The organism is Amycolatopsis sp. BJA-103 (genome assembly GCF_002849735.1).
Classification (GTDB): Bacteria; Actinomycetota; Actinomycetes; order Mycobacteriales; family Pseudonocardiaceae; genus Amycolatopsis.
In genome coordinates this window covers 5,933,137-5,948,462 of sequence record NZ_CP017780.1, presented here as the reverse complement: position 1 = coordinate 5,948,462, position 15,326 = coordinate 5,933,137, and the positions used below count along the sequence as shown (strand labels likewise).

The 15,326-nt window shown below is 68.9% G+C and carries 15 protein-coding genes and 1 pseudogene; 8 read left to right on the top strand and 8 right to left on the bottom strand.

Going from position 1 to position 15,326, the window contains the following annotated elements; translation table 11 throughout:
- Positions 1-19: 19 nt before the first annotated feature.
- From BKN51_RS26005 to BKN51_RS25985, 5 genes are all read right to left on the bottom strand, one after another.
- Positions 20-322, bottom strand: coding sequence for a hypothetical protein (locus BKN51_RS26005; protein WP_102906585.1), 303 nt, complete (start codon positions 320-322; stop codon positions 20-22).
- Positions 323-348: 26 nt separating this feature from the next.
- Positions 349-888, bottom strand: coding sequence for an O-acetyl-ADP-ribose deacetylase (locus tag BKN51_RS26000; RefSeq protein ID WP_101610132.1), 540 nt, complete (start codon positions 886-888; stop codon positions 349-351).
- A 10-nt stretch (positions 889-898) separates the two neighbouring features.
- On the bottom strand, positions 899-1,696 hold the full coding sequence (locus BKN51_RS25995) for an alpha/beta fold hydrolase (protein WP_101610131.1): 798 nt from the start codon (positions 1,694-1,696) through the stop codon (positions 899-901).
- A 23-nt stretch (positions 1,697-1,719) separates the two neighbouring features.
- Positions 1,720-2,364, bottom strand: a complete 645-nt coding sequence (locus BKN51_RS25990; protein ID WP_101610130.1) for a DUF998 domain-containing protein — start codon at positions 2,362-2,364, stop codon at positions 1,720-1,722.
- Positions 2,365-2,488: 124 nt separating this feature from the next.
- Complete coding sequence (locus tag BKN51_RS25985; protein WP_101610129.1) at positions 2,489-3,622, bottom strand: metallophosphoesterase; 1,134 nt, start codon at positions 3,620-3,622, stop codon at positions 2,489-2,491.
- 136 nt (positions 3,623-3,758) lie between these two features.
- Here BKN51_RS25985 and BKN51_RS25980 point away from each other — a divergent pair, with 136 nt between their 5' ends.
- Positions 3,759-4,619 carry a hypothetical protein gene (locus BKN51_RS25980; protein ID WP_101610128.1) on the top strand — a complete coding sequence of 287 codons (861 nt, stop codon included), beginning with the start codon at positions 3,759-3,761 and terminating at the stop codon, positions 4,617-4,619.
- Between the two features lie 49 nt (positions 4,620-4,668).
- Here the strand turns inward: BKN51_RS25980 and BKN51_RS25975 are convergent, their stop codons facing one another.
- Positions 4,669-6,930: an ATP-binding cassette domain-containing protein gene (locus BKN51_RS25975; protein WP_101610127.1), complete on the bottom strand. Its 2,262-nt coding sequence runs from the start codon at positions 6,928-6,930 to the stop codon at positions 4,669-4,671.
- Between the two features lie 78 nt (positions 6,931-7,008).
- Between BKN51_RS25975 and BKN51_RS25970 the strand changes: the two genes are divergently transcribed.
- From BKN51_RS25970 to BKN51_RS25945, 6 genes and pseudogenes are all read left to right on the top strand, one after another.
- Positions 7,009-7,791, top strand: a complete 783-nt coding sequence (locus BKN51_RS25970; RefSeq protein WP_101610126.1) for a TetR/AcrR family transcriptional regulator C-terminal domain-containing protein — start codon at positions 7,009-7,011, stop codon at positions 7,789-7,791.
- 10 nt (positions 7,792-7,801) lie between these two features.
- Positions 7,802-8,233, top strand: a complete 432-nt coding sequence (locus BKN51_RS25965; protein WP_101610125.1) for a nitroreductase family deazaflavin-dependent oxidoreductase — start codon at positions 7,802-7,804, stop codon at positions 8,231-8,233.
- A gap of 109 nt (positions 8,234-8,342) precedes the next feature.
- Positions 8,343-8,816 (top strand): pyridoxamine 5'-phosphate oxidase family protein, encoded by a 474-nt coding sequence (locus BKN51_RS25960; protein ID WP_233222985.1) that lies wholly within the window; start codon positions 8,343-8,345, stop codon positions 8,814-8,816.
- A gap of 30 nt (positions 8,817-8,846) precedes the next feature.
- The gene (locus BKN51_RS25955; RefSeq protein ID WP_101610123.1) at positions 8,847-10,394 is read left to right on the top strand and encodes a sensor histidine kinase; all 1,548 of its coding nucleotides are present in this window, start codon (positions 8,847-8,849) and stop codon (positions 10,392-10,394) included.
- Complete coding sequence (locus BKN51_RS25950) at positions 10,391-11,041, top strand: response regulator (protein ID WP_101610122.1); 651 nt, start codon at positions 10,391-10,393, stop codon at positions 11,039-11,041. Before BKN51_RS25955 ends, BKN51_RS25950 begins: the two co-directional genes overlap by 4 nt.
- A gap of 23 nt (positions 11,042-11,064) precedes the next feature.
- A pseudogene (locus BKN51_RS25945) lies at positions 11,065-11,240 on the top strand (transposase); the annotation flags it as partial.
- Between the two features lie 66 nt (positions 11,241-11,306).
- Here BKN51_RS25945 and BKN51_RS44785 read toward each other — a convergent pair.
- Positions 11,307-12,284, bottom strand: a complete 978-nt coding sequence (locus BKN51_RS44785) for a cold-shock protein (RefSeq protein WP_101610120.1) — start codon at positions 12,282-12,284, stop codon at positions 11,307-11,309.
- A gap of 150 nt (positions 12,285-12,434) precedes the next feature.
- The gene (locus BKN51_RS25935) at positions 12,435-13,076 is read right to left on the bottom strand and encodes a sigma-70 family RNA polymerase sigma factor (protein WP_101610119.1); all 642 of its coding nucleotides are present in this window, start codon (positions 13,074-13,076) and stop codon (positions 12,435-12,437) included.
- 280 nt (positions 13,077-13,356) lie between these two features.
- On the opposite strand from BKN51_RS25935, the gene BKN51_RS25930 reads away from it, so the two are divergent.
- Positions 13,357-15,090 carry a chitinase gene (locus BKN51_RS25930; RefSeq protein WP_442857687.1) on the top strand — a complete coding sequence of 578 codons (1,734 nt, stop codon included), beginning with the start codon at positions 13,357-13,359 and terminating at the stop codon, positions 15,088-15,090.
- Positions 15,091-15,326: the final 236 nt, after the last annotated feature.

Genomic DNA, 15,326 nt, shown 5'->3' with positions numbered 1-15,326 from the left:
ATGGCATGGAGGGGGAGCGTCAGCGGCCCGACATGAGATCAGCGGCCCTGTCGTGCTCGTGGAAGTAGGCGAGCGACCACGAGCCGGGGAGTTCGCGCCGGATCCGTTCCGCGAGCAGGCGGCCGTCCTCGAGCCACCGGCGCGCGGCCTCCTCGGTGCGGAATCCCGACCTCTGCGGGACATCGCGGTCGAGAGTGTCGTCGTAACGCCCCGCCCAGGCCGCGATCCGCTCGCGGGTTTCGCCGCCGAGCGGCAATGACGCGGGGTCGATGTCTCCCGGGGCCGAAACGTCCCAGAGTGGCTGGCAGTCGTAGTCGGCCATGAGTTTCAGTCGGCGTTCGCGATCATTCACGAGTCCGCCACCCCCAGCGCGTCCGCCTGCTCCCGGAACACGTCGTAGCTCGCCTTCCCGAACAGCACGAACCGCACCACCTCGACGGAACCGGTCCCGGCCGCGAGCGTGCTCAGCACGGTCTCCAGGGCGATCTCCGCGGCGGATTCCACCGGCCACCGGTAGATCCCGGTCGAGATCGCGGGGAACGCGACAGTGTGCGCGCCGAGGTCCGCGGCCACGTGCAGCGAGTTGCGGTGGCAGGCCGCCAGCAGCGGCGAGCGGTCTTCGGAGTCGGACCACACCGGTCCGACGGTGTGCACCACCCAGCGCGCCGGAAGGCGGCCCGCCGTGGTGGCGACCGCCTCTCCGGTCTTCAGTCCCTTGCCGTAGTGCCCCGCGCGCAGGGCCCGGCATTCGGCGAGGATCTCCGGTCCGCCGCGGCGGTGGATCGCGCCGTCCACCCCGCCTCCGCCGAGCAGGGACGAGTTCGCGGCGTTCACCACGACGTCGACCTGCTGTTCGGTGATGTCGCCTTCGACCAGTTCGATCCTCATGACCGCTCCGTCAGCCGTTGAAGTACCCGATCAGCACCGGGGCCACCGCCTTCGGCTTGAGCATATGCGTCTGGCCCTCGATCGTGCGGTGTTCGGCACCGGGGACCGCCTTCGCCAGCGCGGCGACACCGTTGCGGATCCACGCGGGGCTTTTGCCACCGTCCATGACCAGCGTCGGCACGGAGACGCTCGCCCAGCGGCCCTCGGGCAGCGGGGTGCCGTCGTGCAGGCCGTCGAACAGCGCGGCGTCGTAGCGCAGGGTCGGCGCGACCTTCTTCAGCTTCGGCCAGGCGGGCATGAACTGCATCATGAACACGACCGGAGCCGGGACGCGGACACCTTCGCGCATGAAGGTCTTGATCGCGGTGCCGGGCCGTCCGGTGGAGATGGCCGTCTCCAGCCGTTCGGTGTAGTCGGCCGGGACCGGCGGACGCGTGTCGTCGACGACCAGCGGGAATTCGTAGACCGCCAGTTTCGTGATCGGGAGCCCGGTTTTCGCGGCTTCGAGGGCGAGCGCGGCTCCGGACGAGATCCCGTAGACGTGGGCGCTCCCGCCCGCTTCCTCGATCAGCGCCGCGATGTCCTCGACTTCGCGGGCGACGGAGAACGGCTCGGTGTCGCCGCTCTCGCCGCGACCGCGGCGGTCGTAGGTGTAGACGGTGAAGTGCGGGGCCAGTTCGGCGGCCAGCGGTTTGGCCGGACCGAATTCGCGGTGGCACATCGCGCCGTCGACCAGGATGACGGCCGGGCCGGAGCCGGTGCGGGTGTAGGCGATGGTGGTGCCGTCTTGCGAGGTCACGGTGCTCATGACGGGGGATTCTCCTCGGTTGTCTAGCGGGCGGTGCGGATGGTGACGGCGGTGACCCAGCCCCAGGCCAGCATCACGGTGGCCCAGAAGGCGAGCATCACGACGGCGTTCGCGTTGCCGGAGCTGATCCCGGCGAACGAGGCGAAGAACGCGATGCCGGTGGCACGGGAGTAGACGGCCCAACCTCGGTGGCCCTCACGGGAGAAACGGCTCGCGAACACGAAGGTCGCGACGATCAGCGAGAGGAAGCCGACCGAGCCCGCGGCCATGTGCAGGACGCCCGCGGTGCCGAGGGTGGCCGGGCCGGTGCCGGCGGGGAAGCCATTGCCCGCGTCGGCCTTGAAGACCGCGGCGAACAGCAGGCTGACACCGAAGACGCCCAGCAGTCGTGGACCCCAGACGCTGCCTCTGCCGGGTTCCAGCGTCCGGCTGAGCCCGATCGCTCCGGCGATCACCAGGACGCCGGTGACCAGGAAGTTCGTCACCTGGATCCAGCCGGCGTCGCCGTTGCTCAGCATGCTCGCCGGATGCTTCGTCAGGTCGAAGCCGTCGCGGACCGCGGCCTGGGCGAGCGAGGTCAGGAAGTACAGCGGGCCCGAGACCGCGCCGCAGGCGAGCAGGGCGCGGGCCGGAACGGCGAGGTGGGTGCGGGTGGCGGCGATGGTCATCGTCTCGGCCTTTCGGAGCGGGGTGCGTTGCGCACAACTCTCGCTCCGAACTCTCATATTGTCAAGACAAAAAAATTTGTCGGTGATGCCCTGTGCGTCGCCCGAAGGCGTCGCGACCAGAGGACTACTTGCTGTTTCGCAAGGTCAGGAGGGTGATCTCGCTCGGCGCGAAGACGCGCAACGGTGGTCCCCAGAAGCCGGTGCCGCGGCTCGTGTAGAGCTGCGTGCGCTCGCCGTGGCGCGAAAGCCCGGCAAGAACGGGCTGGTCGAGCCGGACCAGGAGGTGGAACGGCCAGATCTGGCCGCCGTGGGTGTGCCCGGAGATCTGGAGATCGATCCCCGCCTCGGCGGCCTGCTTGACCTGCTTCGGCTGGTGCGCGAGCAGGACGACCGGGGTACTCGCGGCGACGCCGTCGAGCGCGGCGGGGAGGTCGGGGCCGTGGCCCGGGAGGCCCGAGGCGGCGCCGGTCGGGTCGTCGATCCCGGCGAAGACGAGCGTGTCCCCGCCCTGCGAGACGGGCAGGTGCCGGTTGTGCAGCGGTTCCCAGCCGAGGTCGCGCATGTGGTCGAGCCAGGCCTGTGCCTCGCCGAAGTACTCGTGGTTGCCGGTGATGTAGAACTTGCCGAGCTTCGCGCGCACCTTGCCGAGCGGCGCGACCTGCTGGGCGCGCTTGGCGACGGAACCGTCGGCGAGGTCGCCCGCGTGGGCCACGACGTCGGCGTCGAGTTCGTTCACCACCTCGACGACCTTCTCCGACCACTTCGTCCGGTTCAGCGGGCCGAAGTGGGTGTCGGTGATGATCGCGAAGCGGAGACCGTCGAGCCCGGCGCCGAGCCTGGGGAGGACGACGTCGAGCTCCTTGAGCCGCGGCACGCGCCGGGCTTCGACCATCCCGTACGCCGCCAGTGCCGCGAAGGCCACCAGGACGACGCCGGACACGATTCCCGCCGCACTGTCCACTCCGGACACCGACAGCACGAGCCGCAGCACGTTTCCGAGTACCGACAAGGAGAACAGCAGCCAGATCAGCCCGAGGGAGAGGTCGCCGACCTTCGCCGCGACGTCGCGTTGCCACGGGCCGTGGCCGAGGATCATGCACGCGGGCACGGCCAGCGCGGCGACGGCGAACACGATCGTTCCGAGGACTTCGAGCGCGGCCGGCAGTTCGGGGGATCCGACGATCGTCCACCACGGCACTCCGAACAGGAGGGCGAGAACGGCGATCAGCGCGGCGACGCGGACAAGGATGCGGGGCATGATGCGGCCAGACTAACAGACCATTGGTCTCTACCGCGGTCCTCGCTGAGGGCCTCTCAGCTACGTCGGTGGACGTACGCGAGGTGTCGCTTCACGGGCGACGATTCGCGAGCCGGACCGCAAGACACTCTTTCGTATGAAGGAATTACGGCGGATCGAGCGCGTCGCTTACGTGACCGGGGCGCTCCTTTTCCTCAGCGGTGTCGTGCACGCGGTCGTGCTGATCGCGTCCGGTGATTCGTGGACCGGGCCGCTGTCGATGCGGAAGGCGGTCACGTTCGGGTGGGCGTTCGGGCTGACGCTGGTCACGGTCGCCTGGGCGACGTCGTACGTCGCGGTACGGCCGCGCGTGCGGAACGTGCTGCTCGGCGTCTTCACCGGGGCGAGCGTCGTCGAGACGGCGCTGGTGAGCATGCAGGCCTGGCGCGGGGTGCCGTCGCACTTCAACTTCGAGACCGGTTTCGACAACGCGGTGTCGACGACGCTCGCGGCGGGCGGCGGCGTCATCATCCTGACGGCGGTCTCGTTCACCGCGGCCGCGATGCGCGGCGAAGGGGAGACCACGCCGAGCATGCGGCTCGCGGTGCGATCCGGACTCGTCGCGCTGCTGGTCGCGCTCGGCGCGGGCGCCGCGATGATCGCGAGCGGCGTCGTCGAGGCGCGGGGCGGGAACCCGCAGGCCGCGTACACCACCGCGGGCGCGCTGAAGCCGCTGCACGCGGTGGCGATGCACGCGATCCTCATCCTGCCGGGGCTCGCCTGGCTGCTGCGGTTCGCGGACTGGACGGAACGGCGGCGCGTGCGGCTGGTGTGGGTGGCGATCGGTGCTTACGCCGTGCTGACCGCGGTGGTGGGGGTCGAATCCGTCGCCGGGGTTTCGCCGCTGGCGGCTTCGCCTGTCGAGACGGTGACTTCGGGACTCGCGCTGGGGGTGCTGGGACTCAGCGGTGCGGTCGCCCTTCGTGAAGCGGTTCGTGGTGGGTCCCGGATGCTATGAAAGTCCCCTTCATTGCAAAATTTGCAATGAAGGGGACTTTCATAGCGCGCTAGCGCCCCACGTAAGCGCGCAAGTGCTGTGCCGTGAGCGTGTCACCGGAGGTGACCAGCTCCGAAGGAGTCCCGGTGAAGACGACCTCGCCCCCGTCCACCCCCGCGCCCGGTCCGAGGTCGACGATCCAGTCGGCGTGCGCCATCACGGCCTGGTGATGCTCGATGACCACCACCGTGTTCCCGTCGTCGACGAGCCGGTCGAGCAGCCCCAGCAACTGGTCGACGTCGGCGAGGTGCAGCCCGGTGGTCGGCTCGTCGAGGACGTAGGTCGCCGACTTCTCCGCCATCCGGATGGCCAGTTTGATCCGCTGACGCTCCCCGCCGGAGAGCGTGGTGAGCGGCTGCCCGAGCCCGAGGTAACCCAGGCCGACGTCGGAGAGCCGGTCCAGGATCGTCCGCGCCTGCCCCGAGGTGAAGAACTCGCGCGCCTCGGCGACCGGCATCGCGAGGACCTCGCTGATGTCCTTGCCCCGCAGCTTGTAGGTCAGCACCTCGGCGGTGAACCGCTTGCCCTCGCACTCTTCGCAGACCGTCGCGACCCCGGCCATCATCGCCAGATCGGTGTAGATCAGCCCGATGCCCTTGCACTTCGGGCAAGCGCCCTCGGAGTTTGCGCTGAACAGGGCCGCCTTGACGCCGTTGGCCTTGGCGAACGCGGTGCGGATCGGGTCGAGCAGACCGGTGTAGGTCGCCGGGTTGCTCCGCCGCGAGCCGCGGATGGCCGACTGGTCGAGCACCACCACGTCGTCCCTTGTGGACAGTGAGCCGTGGATGAGCGAGCTCTTGCCCGAACCGGCGACCCCGGTGACCACGGTCAGCACCCCCAGCGGGATGTCGACGTCGACACCGCGCAGGTTGTGCCGCGTCGCGTTCCGGATCTCGAGCTGCCCGGTGGGCACGCGGACCTCGTCCCGCAGCCGTGCCCGGTGGTCGAGGTGCCGTCCGGTGAGCGTGCCGGACGCGCGGAGTCCGGCGACGTCGCCGGTGAAGCAGATCTGCCCGCCGTTCGGCCCGGCGCCCGGTCCGAGGTCGACGACGTGGTCGGCGATCTCGATCGTCTCCGGTTTGTGCTCGACGACGAGCACCGTGTTCCCCTTGTCCTTCAACAGGAGCAGCAGGCCGTTCATGCGCTGGATGTCGTGCGGGTGCAGCCCGACGGTCGGCTCGTCGAAGACGTAGGTGACGTCGGTGAGGCTCGAACCCAGGTGCCGCACCATTTTCACGCGCTGCGCCTCGCCGCCCGACAGCGTCCCGGATTCGCGGTCGAGGCTCAGATAGCCGAGGCCGATCTCCACGAGCGAGTCGAGGGTGCCGCGCAGGGTCTCCATCAACGGGCCGACCGACGGATCGTCGAGTTTGCGGACGAAATCGGCCAGGTCGTTGATCTGCATCGACGAGCAGTCGGCGATGTTCAGGCCGTCGATCTTCGACGACAGCGCCGCCTGGTTGAGCCGGGCGCCTTCACACGCCGGGCAGCGCTGGAAGGTGATCGCGCGGTCCACGAAAGACCGGATGTGCGGCTGCGTCGCCTCCTTGTCCTTCGCCAGGAACAGCCGCTGGACCTTCACCAGCAGGCCTTCGTAGGTGGTGTTCATCCCGCCGAGCTTCATCTTGGTGGCGGGTTTGTGCATGAAGTCTTCCCACTGCTGGGGCGTGTAGTCCTTCAGCTTGACCGCCGGATCGACGAACCCCGCCTCAGCCAGTCCCTTCCAGTACCAGGACCCCGGCGCGAAGTTCGGGACGGTGATCGCCCCTTCGTCGAGTGAAAGCTCTTTGTCGACGAGCTGGTCGACGTCGATGGTGGAGACCTTCCCCAGCCCCTCGCAGTCGGGGCACATCCCCTCGGGAAGGTTGAAGCTGAAGGCGCCCGACGTCCCGACGTGCGGCCGGCCCAGCCTGCTGAAGACGATCCGCAGCATCGTGTGCGCGTCGGTCGCGGTGCCGACCGTGGAGCGGGAGTTGGCCCCCATCCGCTCCTGGTCGACGACGATCGCGGCGCTCAGGTTCCGCAGCGCGTCCACGTCCGGCCGTCCGACCGGGGCCATGAAGGACTGGATGAACGCGGTGTAGGTCTCGTTGATCAGCCGTTGCGATTCCGCGGCGATGGTGCCGAACACCAAGGACGACTTCCCCGAGCCGGAAACACCGGTGAAGACGGTGAGGCGGCGTTTGGGGATGTCGACCGAGACGTCGGCGAGGTTGTTCTCTCTGGCTCCGCGCACCTGGATCATGTCGTGGCTGTCGGCGGCCGAAGGCATGGCTCTCCCCTGGTTAGAACTCTTTAGCCTGTAAAGTGAGGGTAGCAGAGGTTACTTTATGCTGTAAGGAGTGGGCAAGTGGTCGTCTACGCGGCTCAGGGGGATCCTCGACGGTCGATGGCCCTGCTGTGGCGGACGGAGTCGCCGGACGTCGAGCGTCCCGGCCCCAAGCCGGGACTTTCGGTGGAGCTGATCGTCGAGACCGCCGTCGCGATCGCGGACGCCGAGGGCATGACCGGCCTTTCGATGCGTGCCGTCGGGGACAAGCTCGGCCGTACGGCCATGGCGCTCTACACCTATGTCCCGAGCAAGAGCGAACTACTCGATCTCATGTACGACAAGGCGCTCGCCGAGCTTTCGGTCTCCTACGACGGCGAAGGCTGGCGAGCCGACGCCACGCGCTGGGCCGAGGACCTCTGGGGCTTCTACCTGCGGCACCCCTGGGTCCTGCAGGTCTCGCAGGCGCGGCCGGTGCTGGGCCCGAACGAGTACGTCGTACTGGAGGCGCTCGTGAAGATCCTGCGCCGCACCGGGCTGTCCCCGGTGGTGCTGCGACGGCTGATCAGCGCGTTGTACTCATGCGTGCGCGAGCCCGCGAGGACGGCTTCGGAGTCGCGGCTGGCCGAGAAGGCGACGGGCCAGTCCGACGACGAATGGTGGTACGAGCGGTCCGCGCACCTGAAGGAGGTTTCGCCGGACTTCGCCGAGCGTTTTCCGACGCTGACCTGGCTGGAGGGCGAGCACGCGTTCCGCATGGAGGACGAGACGGTGTCCTATCTGGAGCAAGAGGCGAGGGAAGCCTTCGAGCTGTCGCTGACCGTTCTCCTGGACGGGATCGAAGTCGCGATGAAAGCGGAGTAGCCTTCTCCGCATGCCCAGTGATTTCGCCTTGAAGACCATGAACGCCGTCCATCGCGTCATCCAGAAGGCCAGCGGCGGCCGCGCCGGCTGGCAGGTCGCCGGGATGACCGTCCTGGAGCTGACCACCATCGGCCGCAAGTCCGGTCAGCCGCGCACCGTCCTGCTGACCTCGCCGCTGCGCGAGGGCGACGCGTACGTCATCGTCGCCTCCCGCGGTGGCGACGACCAGCACCCGGCGTGGTTCCTCAACCTCCGCGACAACCCCGACGTCCAGGTCACCTTGAAGGGTGAGACCGCGCAGCCGATGGTCGCGAGCGTCGCCGACAGCGAGCTGCGCGCCCGTCTGTGGCCGAAGATCACGGCGGACTACAAGAACTACGCGCAGTACCAGACCAAGACCGAGCGCGAGATCCCCGTGGTCCTGCTGGCACCCAAGGCGTAACGCCCGGCATCCCCCGCGAGGGGCCGGGTCCATCGGCCCTACCGGCGAGTCGGTAAGCGAGGGACCGTTGTTCTCGACGAATTACACGATTGAGAACGCGAGGATGCCGATGTACGACTCCTTGGGTCTCGAGACGCTCGACCGCGAGCAGTGCCTGTCACTGCTCGCGGGTTCCGGGCTCGGCCGGGTGGTGTTCACCTCCCGGGCACTGCCGGCGATCCAGCCCGCGCGGTTCGCGCTCCACCACGGTGCGATCGTGATCCGGACGCCGTCACAGAGCGCGTTGTTCGCCGGAGTGCTCGACAGTGTGGTGGCGTTCGCCGTCGACGGGTTCGCCACGGACCTGGGGACCGGTTGGTACGTCACCGTCCTCGGCCGTGCCTCCGAGGTGCGTGACCCGATCGTGACCGCCGAGCTCGCGACCTTGCCGCTGGGCTGCTGGACTGGGCGAACGGACTCCCGGTACCTCCGGATCCCGGTGGAGTCCGTAACCGGACGAAGGATCCTCGGCGTGTGCAGTAACGAAGCACTGTCCGTGATCGACGCACCAGGTGAGCGATCCGGGCGCGTTTGTCATTCCTGACCCCACTGCCCGGGGAGTTACTCCGGGACGGTGACGCCAGTGCGGCGGGTGAGTGCGGCGGGTGACGCCAAGGCGCCGAGAATTCTGGACGCGGTGGCCGGGATCGCCCAGGATCTCAGCCTGCCCGACGTCCTGCGGCGCATGGTCGAATCGGCCTGCGAGCTGACCGGTGCGCCGTTCGGCGCGCTGAGCGTGCTCGATTCGGACGAATTCATCCGCTTCGGTGATGCGTGGGAGACCCCGCCGTCCGAAGACGAGTCCCGAGTGATGCCCATCCGCATGCGCGGCCGCATCTTCGGGATGCTGTACCTCGCCCGCAAACCGGACGGTGAAGAGTTCACCGAAGCCGAGGAGGACCTGCTCGTCGCGCTCACCGCGGCGGCCGGTGTGGTGATCGAGAACGCCGCGCTGTTCGACCAGGTGCAGCGGCGCGAACGCTGGCTCGAGGCGTCCTATCACGTCACCGGCGCGCTCCTGACCGACCAGGACCTGACCGCGACCCTGCACCTGATCGCCGATCGCGCCCGCGTCGTCGCCGGTGGCACGGCGGGCGCGGTGGCCCGTCCGCGAGGCGACGGGCAGCTGGTCTTCGAGATCGTCGAGCCGCCGGGGCCGGACGCGGACCGGCTCGCCGGGATCGTCGTGCCGACGGAGGGCACCGCGACCGGGATGGCGTTCACCACCGGCAAACCCGTCGTGGTCCGGGACTACGGCGAAAAGGTGGTCGAGTACCAGGGCGAACGCGGTGCCGTGATGCCCGCGGTGATCAAGGATCTCGATTCCACGGTCGCCGTCCCGCTGATCGTCGGCGAGGAGAAGCTCGGCGTCCTGCTCGTGGCGAAGTTCCGTGACAAGACACCGTTCTCCGCCTACGACGTCCAGCTCGCCGAGACCTTCGCCGCGCACGCCGCGCTCGCGGTCGAATTCGCCCGTGCGCAACAGGACAGGCAGCGGCTCGCCGTCTTCGAGGACCGTGACCGGATCGCCCGCGACCTGCATGATCTGGTGATCCAGCGGCTGTTCGCGATCGGCCTCGGCCTGGAGGGGCTCGGCAGGCTCGCGGCCGAACCCTCCGTCGCCGAACGCGTGAGCACTTTCGCGCACGAGATCGACCGCACGATCCGCGAGATCCGCAACAGCATCTTTTCGTTGCAGGAACCGGCGGAGGCGCAGGGCAGCCTCCGATCGGAACTGTTGCGCGTCGCGCTCGACGCGGGCTGTGCGTCCGAACCCCGGGTCGGGTTCGACGGGCCACTCGATTCGACCGTGCCGGACACGGTCCGCTCGGATCTCATCGCGACCCTGCGCGAGGCACTGTCCAATGTGGTCAGGCACGCGGAGGCGACGGCGGTGTCGGTCGACGTCTCGGTCGACCGTGACGGGCGATGGCTGAAGCTTTCGGTGGTGGACGACGGTGTCGGCATGCCCGCCGAACCCGGCCATCGCAGTGGCGTGGCGAACCTCGCCGAACGCGCGGCCCGCTGGAACGGGTCGTTCAGCGTCGAAGCGAGGCCGGAAGGCGGGACGAGGCTCGACTGGTCGGTGCGGCTGCCGGCCCGACAGGGGAGTGTGGGATGACGATTTCGGTATTCCTGCTGGACGATCACGAACTCGTCCGCACCGGGCTGAAGACCGTCTTCGAAGCGGAAGACGATCTCACCGTGGTGGGAGAGGCGTCCACGGCCGCCGAAGCACTCGTGCGGATCCCCGTCGTCAAACCGCAGGTCGCGGTGCTCGACGTCCGGCTGCCGGACGGCGGCGGGATCAGTGTCTGCCGCGAGATCCGGGCGTCCGTCGAACCGCCGCCCGCCTGCCTGATGCTGACGTCGTACTCGGACGACGACGCGTTGTTCGGCGCGATCATGGCGGGCGCGGCCGGGTACATGCTCAAGCAGGTGTCCGGCGGTGCGCTCGTCAAGGCCGTCCGCACGGTCGCGGCGGGCGGATCGCTCCTCGACAGCACGCTGACGGCGTCGGTGATGAACCGCTTGCGCGGCGAGACCGACGATCATCCGGACCCGCGGTACGAACAGCTGAGCCCGCAGGAACGGCGCGTGCTCGACCACATCGCCGACGGGCTGACCAACCGCCAGATCGCCGAAAAGCTGTTCCTGGCGGAGAAGACGGTCAAGAACTACGTGTCCTCGTTGCTGCACAAGCTCGGCTTCGAACGCCGCACCGCCGCCGCCGTCTACGCCACCCAACGCCGCAAGCCGTCCTCTTAGACCTGGTCTCAAAACTTAAGGGTGTGCAGCGGCGGGTCGAAGACCGGCTCTGGGAGCTGATCGAACCCCTGATCCCGTCCCGACCAGCGCCGCGCGGTCCCGGATCGATGACCGTGCCGCGCTGGAGGGGATCCTGTTCGTGCTCGACACCGGCTGCCGCTGGCGAGACCTACCCGAGCAGCTCGGATGCGGGTCCGGGCCCTGCACCGTGATCAACGTCCGCCGGCTCATAAAGAAGTGATCAGCCATCGGTGGGGCCGCCTCTTCAGAGGCGTTCGATGCGGTCGGCCTGCGGGCCCCGGTCGCTCTGACGCACCGCGTACCGGACCCGGTCACCCTTCTGCAGCGGCTCCGACCCCATGATCACGGACACGTGGGCGAAGAGATCGTCGCCGCCTGCGTCCGGGGTGATGAAGCCGAAGCCGCGTTCGCCGTCGTAGCGCGCGACGACGCCCTCGCCGCCTCTTGCGGGCACGTCCCGCGCCGCCGGCCCTGAGGCCGCGGCAGGTGCCGTCCGCTGCGGCGCCGACCGCTGCGGCGCCGACCGCTGCGGCGCCGTCTGGGGCTCGGTGCCCCGGACCAGGTGCACGTCGCGGGCCTGCGGGCCCTTGTCTCCACTAGCCACCTCGTAGGCGACGCGGTCGCCCTCCGCGAGCCACGTCAGCCCCTCGGCCAGGGCCCGGGCGTGAACGAAGACGTCCCCGGCGCCGGAGTCGGGGTTGATGAAGCCGAAGCCCTTGTCCTCGTCGTACCAGGCCACCGTGCCGTCGGCACCGTCGGCGATACCAGCCGCAGCGGGTGAGCCGGCCCCTGCTCCCAGCGGGATCACGTGCCCGGCCTGCGGGCCGCGCTCGCCTTCGACGATCAGGAAGGCCACCCGCTGCCCCTCGGTGACCACGCCGCCGGTCACGATGGCGGAGCTGTGCACGAAGATGTCGGCGCCGCCGCCGTCCGGCGACGCGAAGCCGTACCCCTTGCCCGGCTCGTACCAGTTGACGGTGCCGAGCAGGCCCACGGCGCTGCCGGTGGCCGCATCGGCGGTGACGCGAACGCGCAGCGCCTGGGGCCCGTGGTCGTTCTCGCCGACCTCGAACACGACGACCTGACCCTCGCGGAGCACTTTCGCGCCGCCGTCCCCGACGATCTCGGAGGCGTGCACGAACACGTCCGGCGAGCCGTCCTCGGGCGCGAGGAAGCCGAAACCCCGTTCGGCGTCGAACCAGCGGACGGTCCCTTGCGGCATAAAAGGCTCCAGGTCGAGAGGGCGGGCACTGGCCCCCAGTCTCCCTGACGGACCTCCGGTCCGTCGGGCCGGGCCCACCAGGCGGGCGGTGCGGAGCCAGGGGCGGGCCGTTGGTTCACCTAGCGACACGCCGAGTTTCGAGACCAGGTCTTAGAAGAGCGTGATCCCGTCGGCGAAACCGGGATCCTCGCGCAGCACCCGCCGCAGTTCGTTGAGCGCCCGGTGCTGCGTGACGCGCACCGCGCCCGCGCTCGCCATGCCCAGCGTGCTCGCGGTCTCTTCGGCACTGAATCCGAGGATCACCCGGAGCACCAGCACATCCCGCTGCTTCGGCGAAAGCACCTTGAACAACAGTGACAGCTGGCGTCCGCGCTCGGCCTTCTCGACCTCTTCGAACGTCGGGTTCCATGGCCCGTCCTGTTCGGGCTCCGGATCCGCCACCGGTGCGGAGGGATCGCGGGCGAGGTTCCGGCGGACGTCGGCGACCTTGTGCGAGGCGATCCCGAAGACGTACGGCAGGAAGCTGTTGTTCTGGTAGCTGTAGCGCGGCAACGCGACAAGGACGGCCATCAGGACCTCCTGTGCGCAATCCTCGGCGTTGGAGATGCCGCGCGTCGGACCGCCCAGCCTGCCGAGGCAGTACCGGAACACGATCGGCCGGAGCAGCGTCAGCAAGCTCCCGATGGCCCGCCGGTCACCACTGATCGCCGCGCGGATCATTTCGCCGTCCGGCTCGCCCGGCCGGGGCTGGTAGGCGCGGCGCACGACTGTCGCACTCTCGGACACGGTCATCACGCCGGATGGGCCGTTCTCGGTGTGTACCTGTGCGTTCCCATCGTCCCCACCTCCCGAAAGCCCCCAGCTCTGGTTGACTCTTCCGACGTTACGGAGCGCGTTCGCGGGTCGCACCGGTACAGCAGCCCGGAGTAGTCGGGTCTTTAGACCCTGGTGGGCCCTGGCTATGGACTTTCGCCAGATTGGTCTAGACAATTAGCCCAGCGCGGCGGCAAGCCGCCCTTGATCCGGAGGAATCGCGATGAGGCGTTCCAGATCCCTGGCTTTTCTGGCCGTTATGGTGCTCACCTTCGCCGGTTTGATCACCGGCGGCGGCACCGCGAGCGCGGCCAACCTGCTCCTCAATCCCGGCTTCGAGGCGGGCTCGACGTCCGGCTGGTCCTGCGCGGCGGGCGCGGCCGTGAGCACGCCGGTTCGTTCGGGCGGTTACGCCGTTTCGGTCACGCCGGGCTCGACGACCGGGAAATGCGCACAGACGGTGTCCGTCAAGCCGAGCACGACCTACGCGGTTTCCGCCTGGGTGAACGGGAACCCGGTGTACCTAGGGGTCACGGGCGGGCCGTCGACCTGGACCGCCGCGACCGGCTACACGCAGCTTTCGCTTTCGTTCACGACGTCGGCGACACAGACGACGGCGGAGGTGTACGTCCACGGCTGGTACGGGTCGGGCACCTTCTACGCGGACGACATCAGCCTCGACGGGCCTGGCGGCGGCACCCCGGGAGCGCCTCCGGCAGCCGGGAATCCGGCCGTGGGCACGGTGACGAACTCGTCGATCGCGCTCTCGTGGGGAGCCTCGGCCGGCACGGTGACGGGGTACCGCGTGTACGAAGGCGGGACCGTGGTCGCGACGGTGACCGGGACCTCCGCCACCGTTTCGGGGCTGACGGCCTGTTCTTCGCACAGCTACTCGGTGGCCGCGTACAACAGCGCGGGTGAATCGCCCAAGAGCGCGGAGGCGGGCGCCACGACCGGCGGCTGCGTCGACACCGGCCTGCCGAAGCACGCGCTGATCGGCTACCTGCACGCGAGTTTCGCCAACGGCTCCGGCTACACGCGGATGGCCGACGTCCCGGCGGCCTGGGACATCGTCAACCTCGCCTTCGGTGAGCCGACTTCGGTGACGTCGGGCGACATCCGCTTCACGCGGTGCCCGGTGGCGGAATGCCCGACCGTGGAAAGCGACGCGGACTTCATCGCCGCGATCAAGGCGAAGCAGGCGCAGGGCAAGAAGGTGCTGATCTCCATCGGCGGTCAGAACGGCCAGGTCCAGCTGACCACCACCGCGGCGCGCGACGCCTTCGTCAGTTCGGTCTCCGCGATCATCGACCGCTACGGGTTGAACGGACTCGACATCGACTTCGAGGGACACTCGCTGTACCTCAACTCCGGTGACAACGACTTCCGCAACCCGACCACGCCGGTGATCGTCAACCTCATCTCGGCGCTGAAGACGCTGAAAGCCAAGTACGGCGCGGGATTCGTGCTCACGATGGCGCCGGAGACGTTCTTCGTGCAGACCGGCTACCAGTACTACGGCGGGCTCGGCGGCGCGGACAACCGGACGGGGTCGTACCTGCCGGTGATCCACGCGATGCGGGATGCGCTGACCGTGCTGCACGTCCAGGACTACAACTCCGGACCGGTGATGGGGCTGGACAACCAGTACCACTTCATGGGCGGCGCGGACTTCCACATCGCGATGACCGACATGATCAAGGCGGGCTTCACGGTGTCCTCGACCGGGTTCCGGTTCCCGGGGCTGCGTGAGGACCAGATCGCGTTCGGCCTCCCGGCCGCGGTGAGCGCGGGCAACGGGCACACCGCTCCGGCGGCGGTGCATTCGGCGCTGAACTGCCTGGTGAAGAACTCCGGCTGCGGGTCGTACACGTTGCGCGGCGGTGCATCGCCCGCGCTGCGCGGGCTGATGACGTGGTCGATCAACTGGGACCGGTACTACGGCTGGGAATTCCAGAACGCCCACGAACCCTTCCTGAACGCCCTTCCCTGATCCGCGTTTCGTCCTCTGGTCGCGGTCCTTGCGTGCGCAAGGACCGCAACCAGAGGACGACTTGCGCCGGCAGGCGTGCCACGCGCTTGAGGTAGGTGGGGGTGCGACCGGCCCGCTCGTGCCTCGCGGGGTGCTATGAAAGGCCCGTTACTTGCAAAATTTGCAAGTAACGGGCCTTTCATGGCACCCGGGGGTGGGCACGCAGCCCGAAGGATCGGCGCAACTAGAGGACTACT

Coding starts and splice junctions, on each gene's coding strand:
- BKN51_RS25930 (WP_442857687.1), top strand. CDS start 13,357: ATGGTGCTCACCTTCGCCGGTTTGATCACCGGCGGCGGCACCGCGAGC.
- BKN51_RS26000 (WP_101610132.1), bottom strand. CDS start 888: ATGAGGATCGAACTGGTCGAAGGCGACATCACCGAACAGCAGGTCGAC.
- BKN51_RS25985 (WP_101610129.1), bottom strand. CDS start 3,622: ATGCCCCGCATCCTTGTCCGCGTCGCCGCGCTGATCGCCGTTCTCGCC.
- BKN51_RS26005 (WP_102906585.1), bottom strand. CDS start 322: ATGGCCGACTACGACTGCCAGCCACTCTGGGACGTTTCGGCCCCGGGA.
- BKN51_RS25995 (WP_101610131.1), bottom strand. CDS start 1,696: ATGAGCACCGTGACCTCGCAAGACGGCACCACCATCGCCTACACCCGC.
- BKN51_RS25990 (WP_101610130.1), bottom strand. CDS start 2,364: ATGACCATCGCCGCCACCCGCACCCACCTCGCCGTTCCGGCCCGCGCC.
- BKN51_RS44785 (WP_101610120.1), bottom strand. CDS start 12,284: ATGCCGCAAGGGACCGTCCGCTGGTTCGACGCCGAACGGGGTTTCGGC.
- BKN51_RS25980 (WP_101610128.1), top strand. CDS start 3,759: ATGAAGGAATTACGGCGGATCGAGCGCGTCGCTTACGTGACCGGGGCG.
- BKN51_RS25935 (WP_101610119.1), bottom strand. CDS start 13,076: ATGACCGTGTCCGAGAGTGCGACAGTCGTGCGCCGCGCCTACCAGCCC.
- BKN51_RS25950 (WP_101610122.1), top strand. CDS start 10,391: ATGACGATTTCGGTATTCCTGCTGGACGATCACGAACTCGTCCGCACC.
- BKN51_RS25960 (WP_233222985.1), top strand. CDS start 8,343: ATGTACGACTCCTTGGGTCTCGAGACGCTCGACCGCGAGCAGTGCCTG.
- BKN51_RS25965 (WP_101610125.1), top strand. CDS start 7,802: ATGCCCAGTGATTTCGCCTTGAAGACCATGAACGCCGTCCATCGCGTC.
- BKN51_RS25975 (WP_101610127.1), bottom strand. CDS start 6,930: ATGCCTTCGGCCGCCGACAGCCACGACATGATCCAGGTGCGCGGAGCC.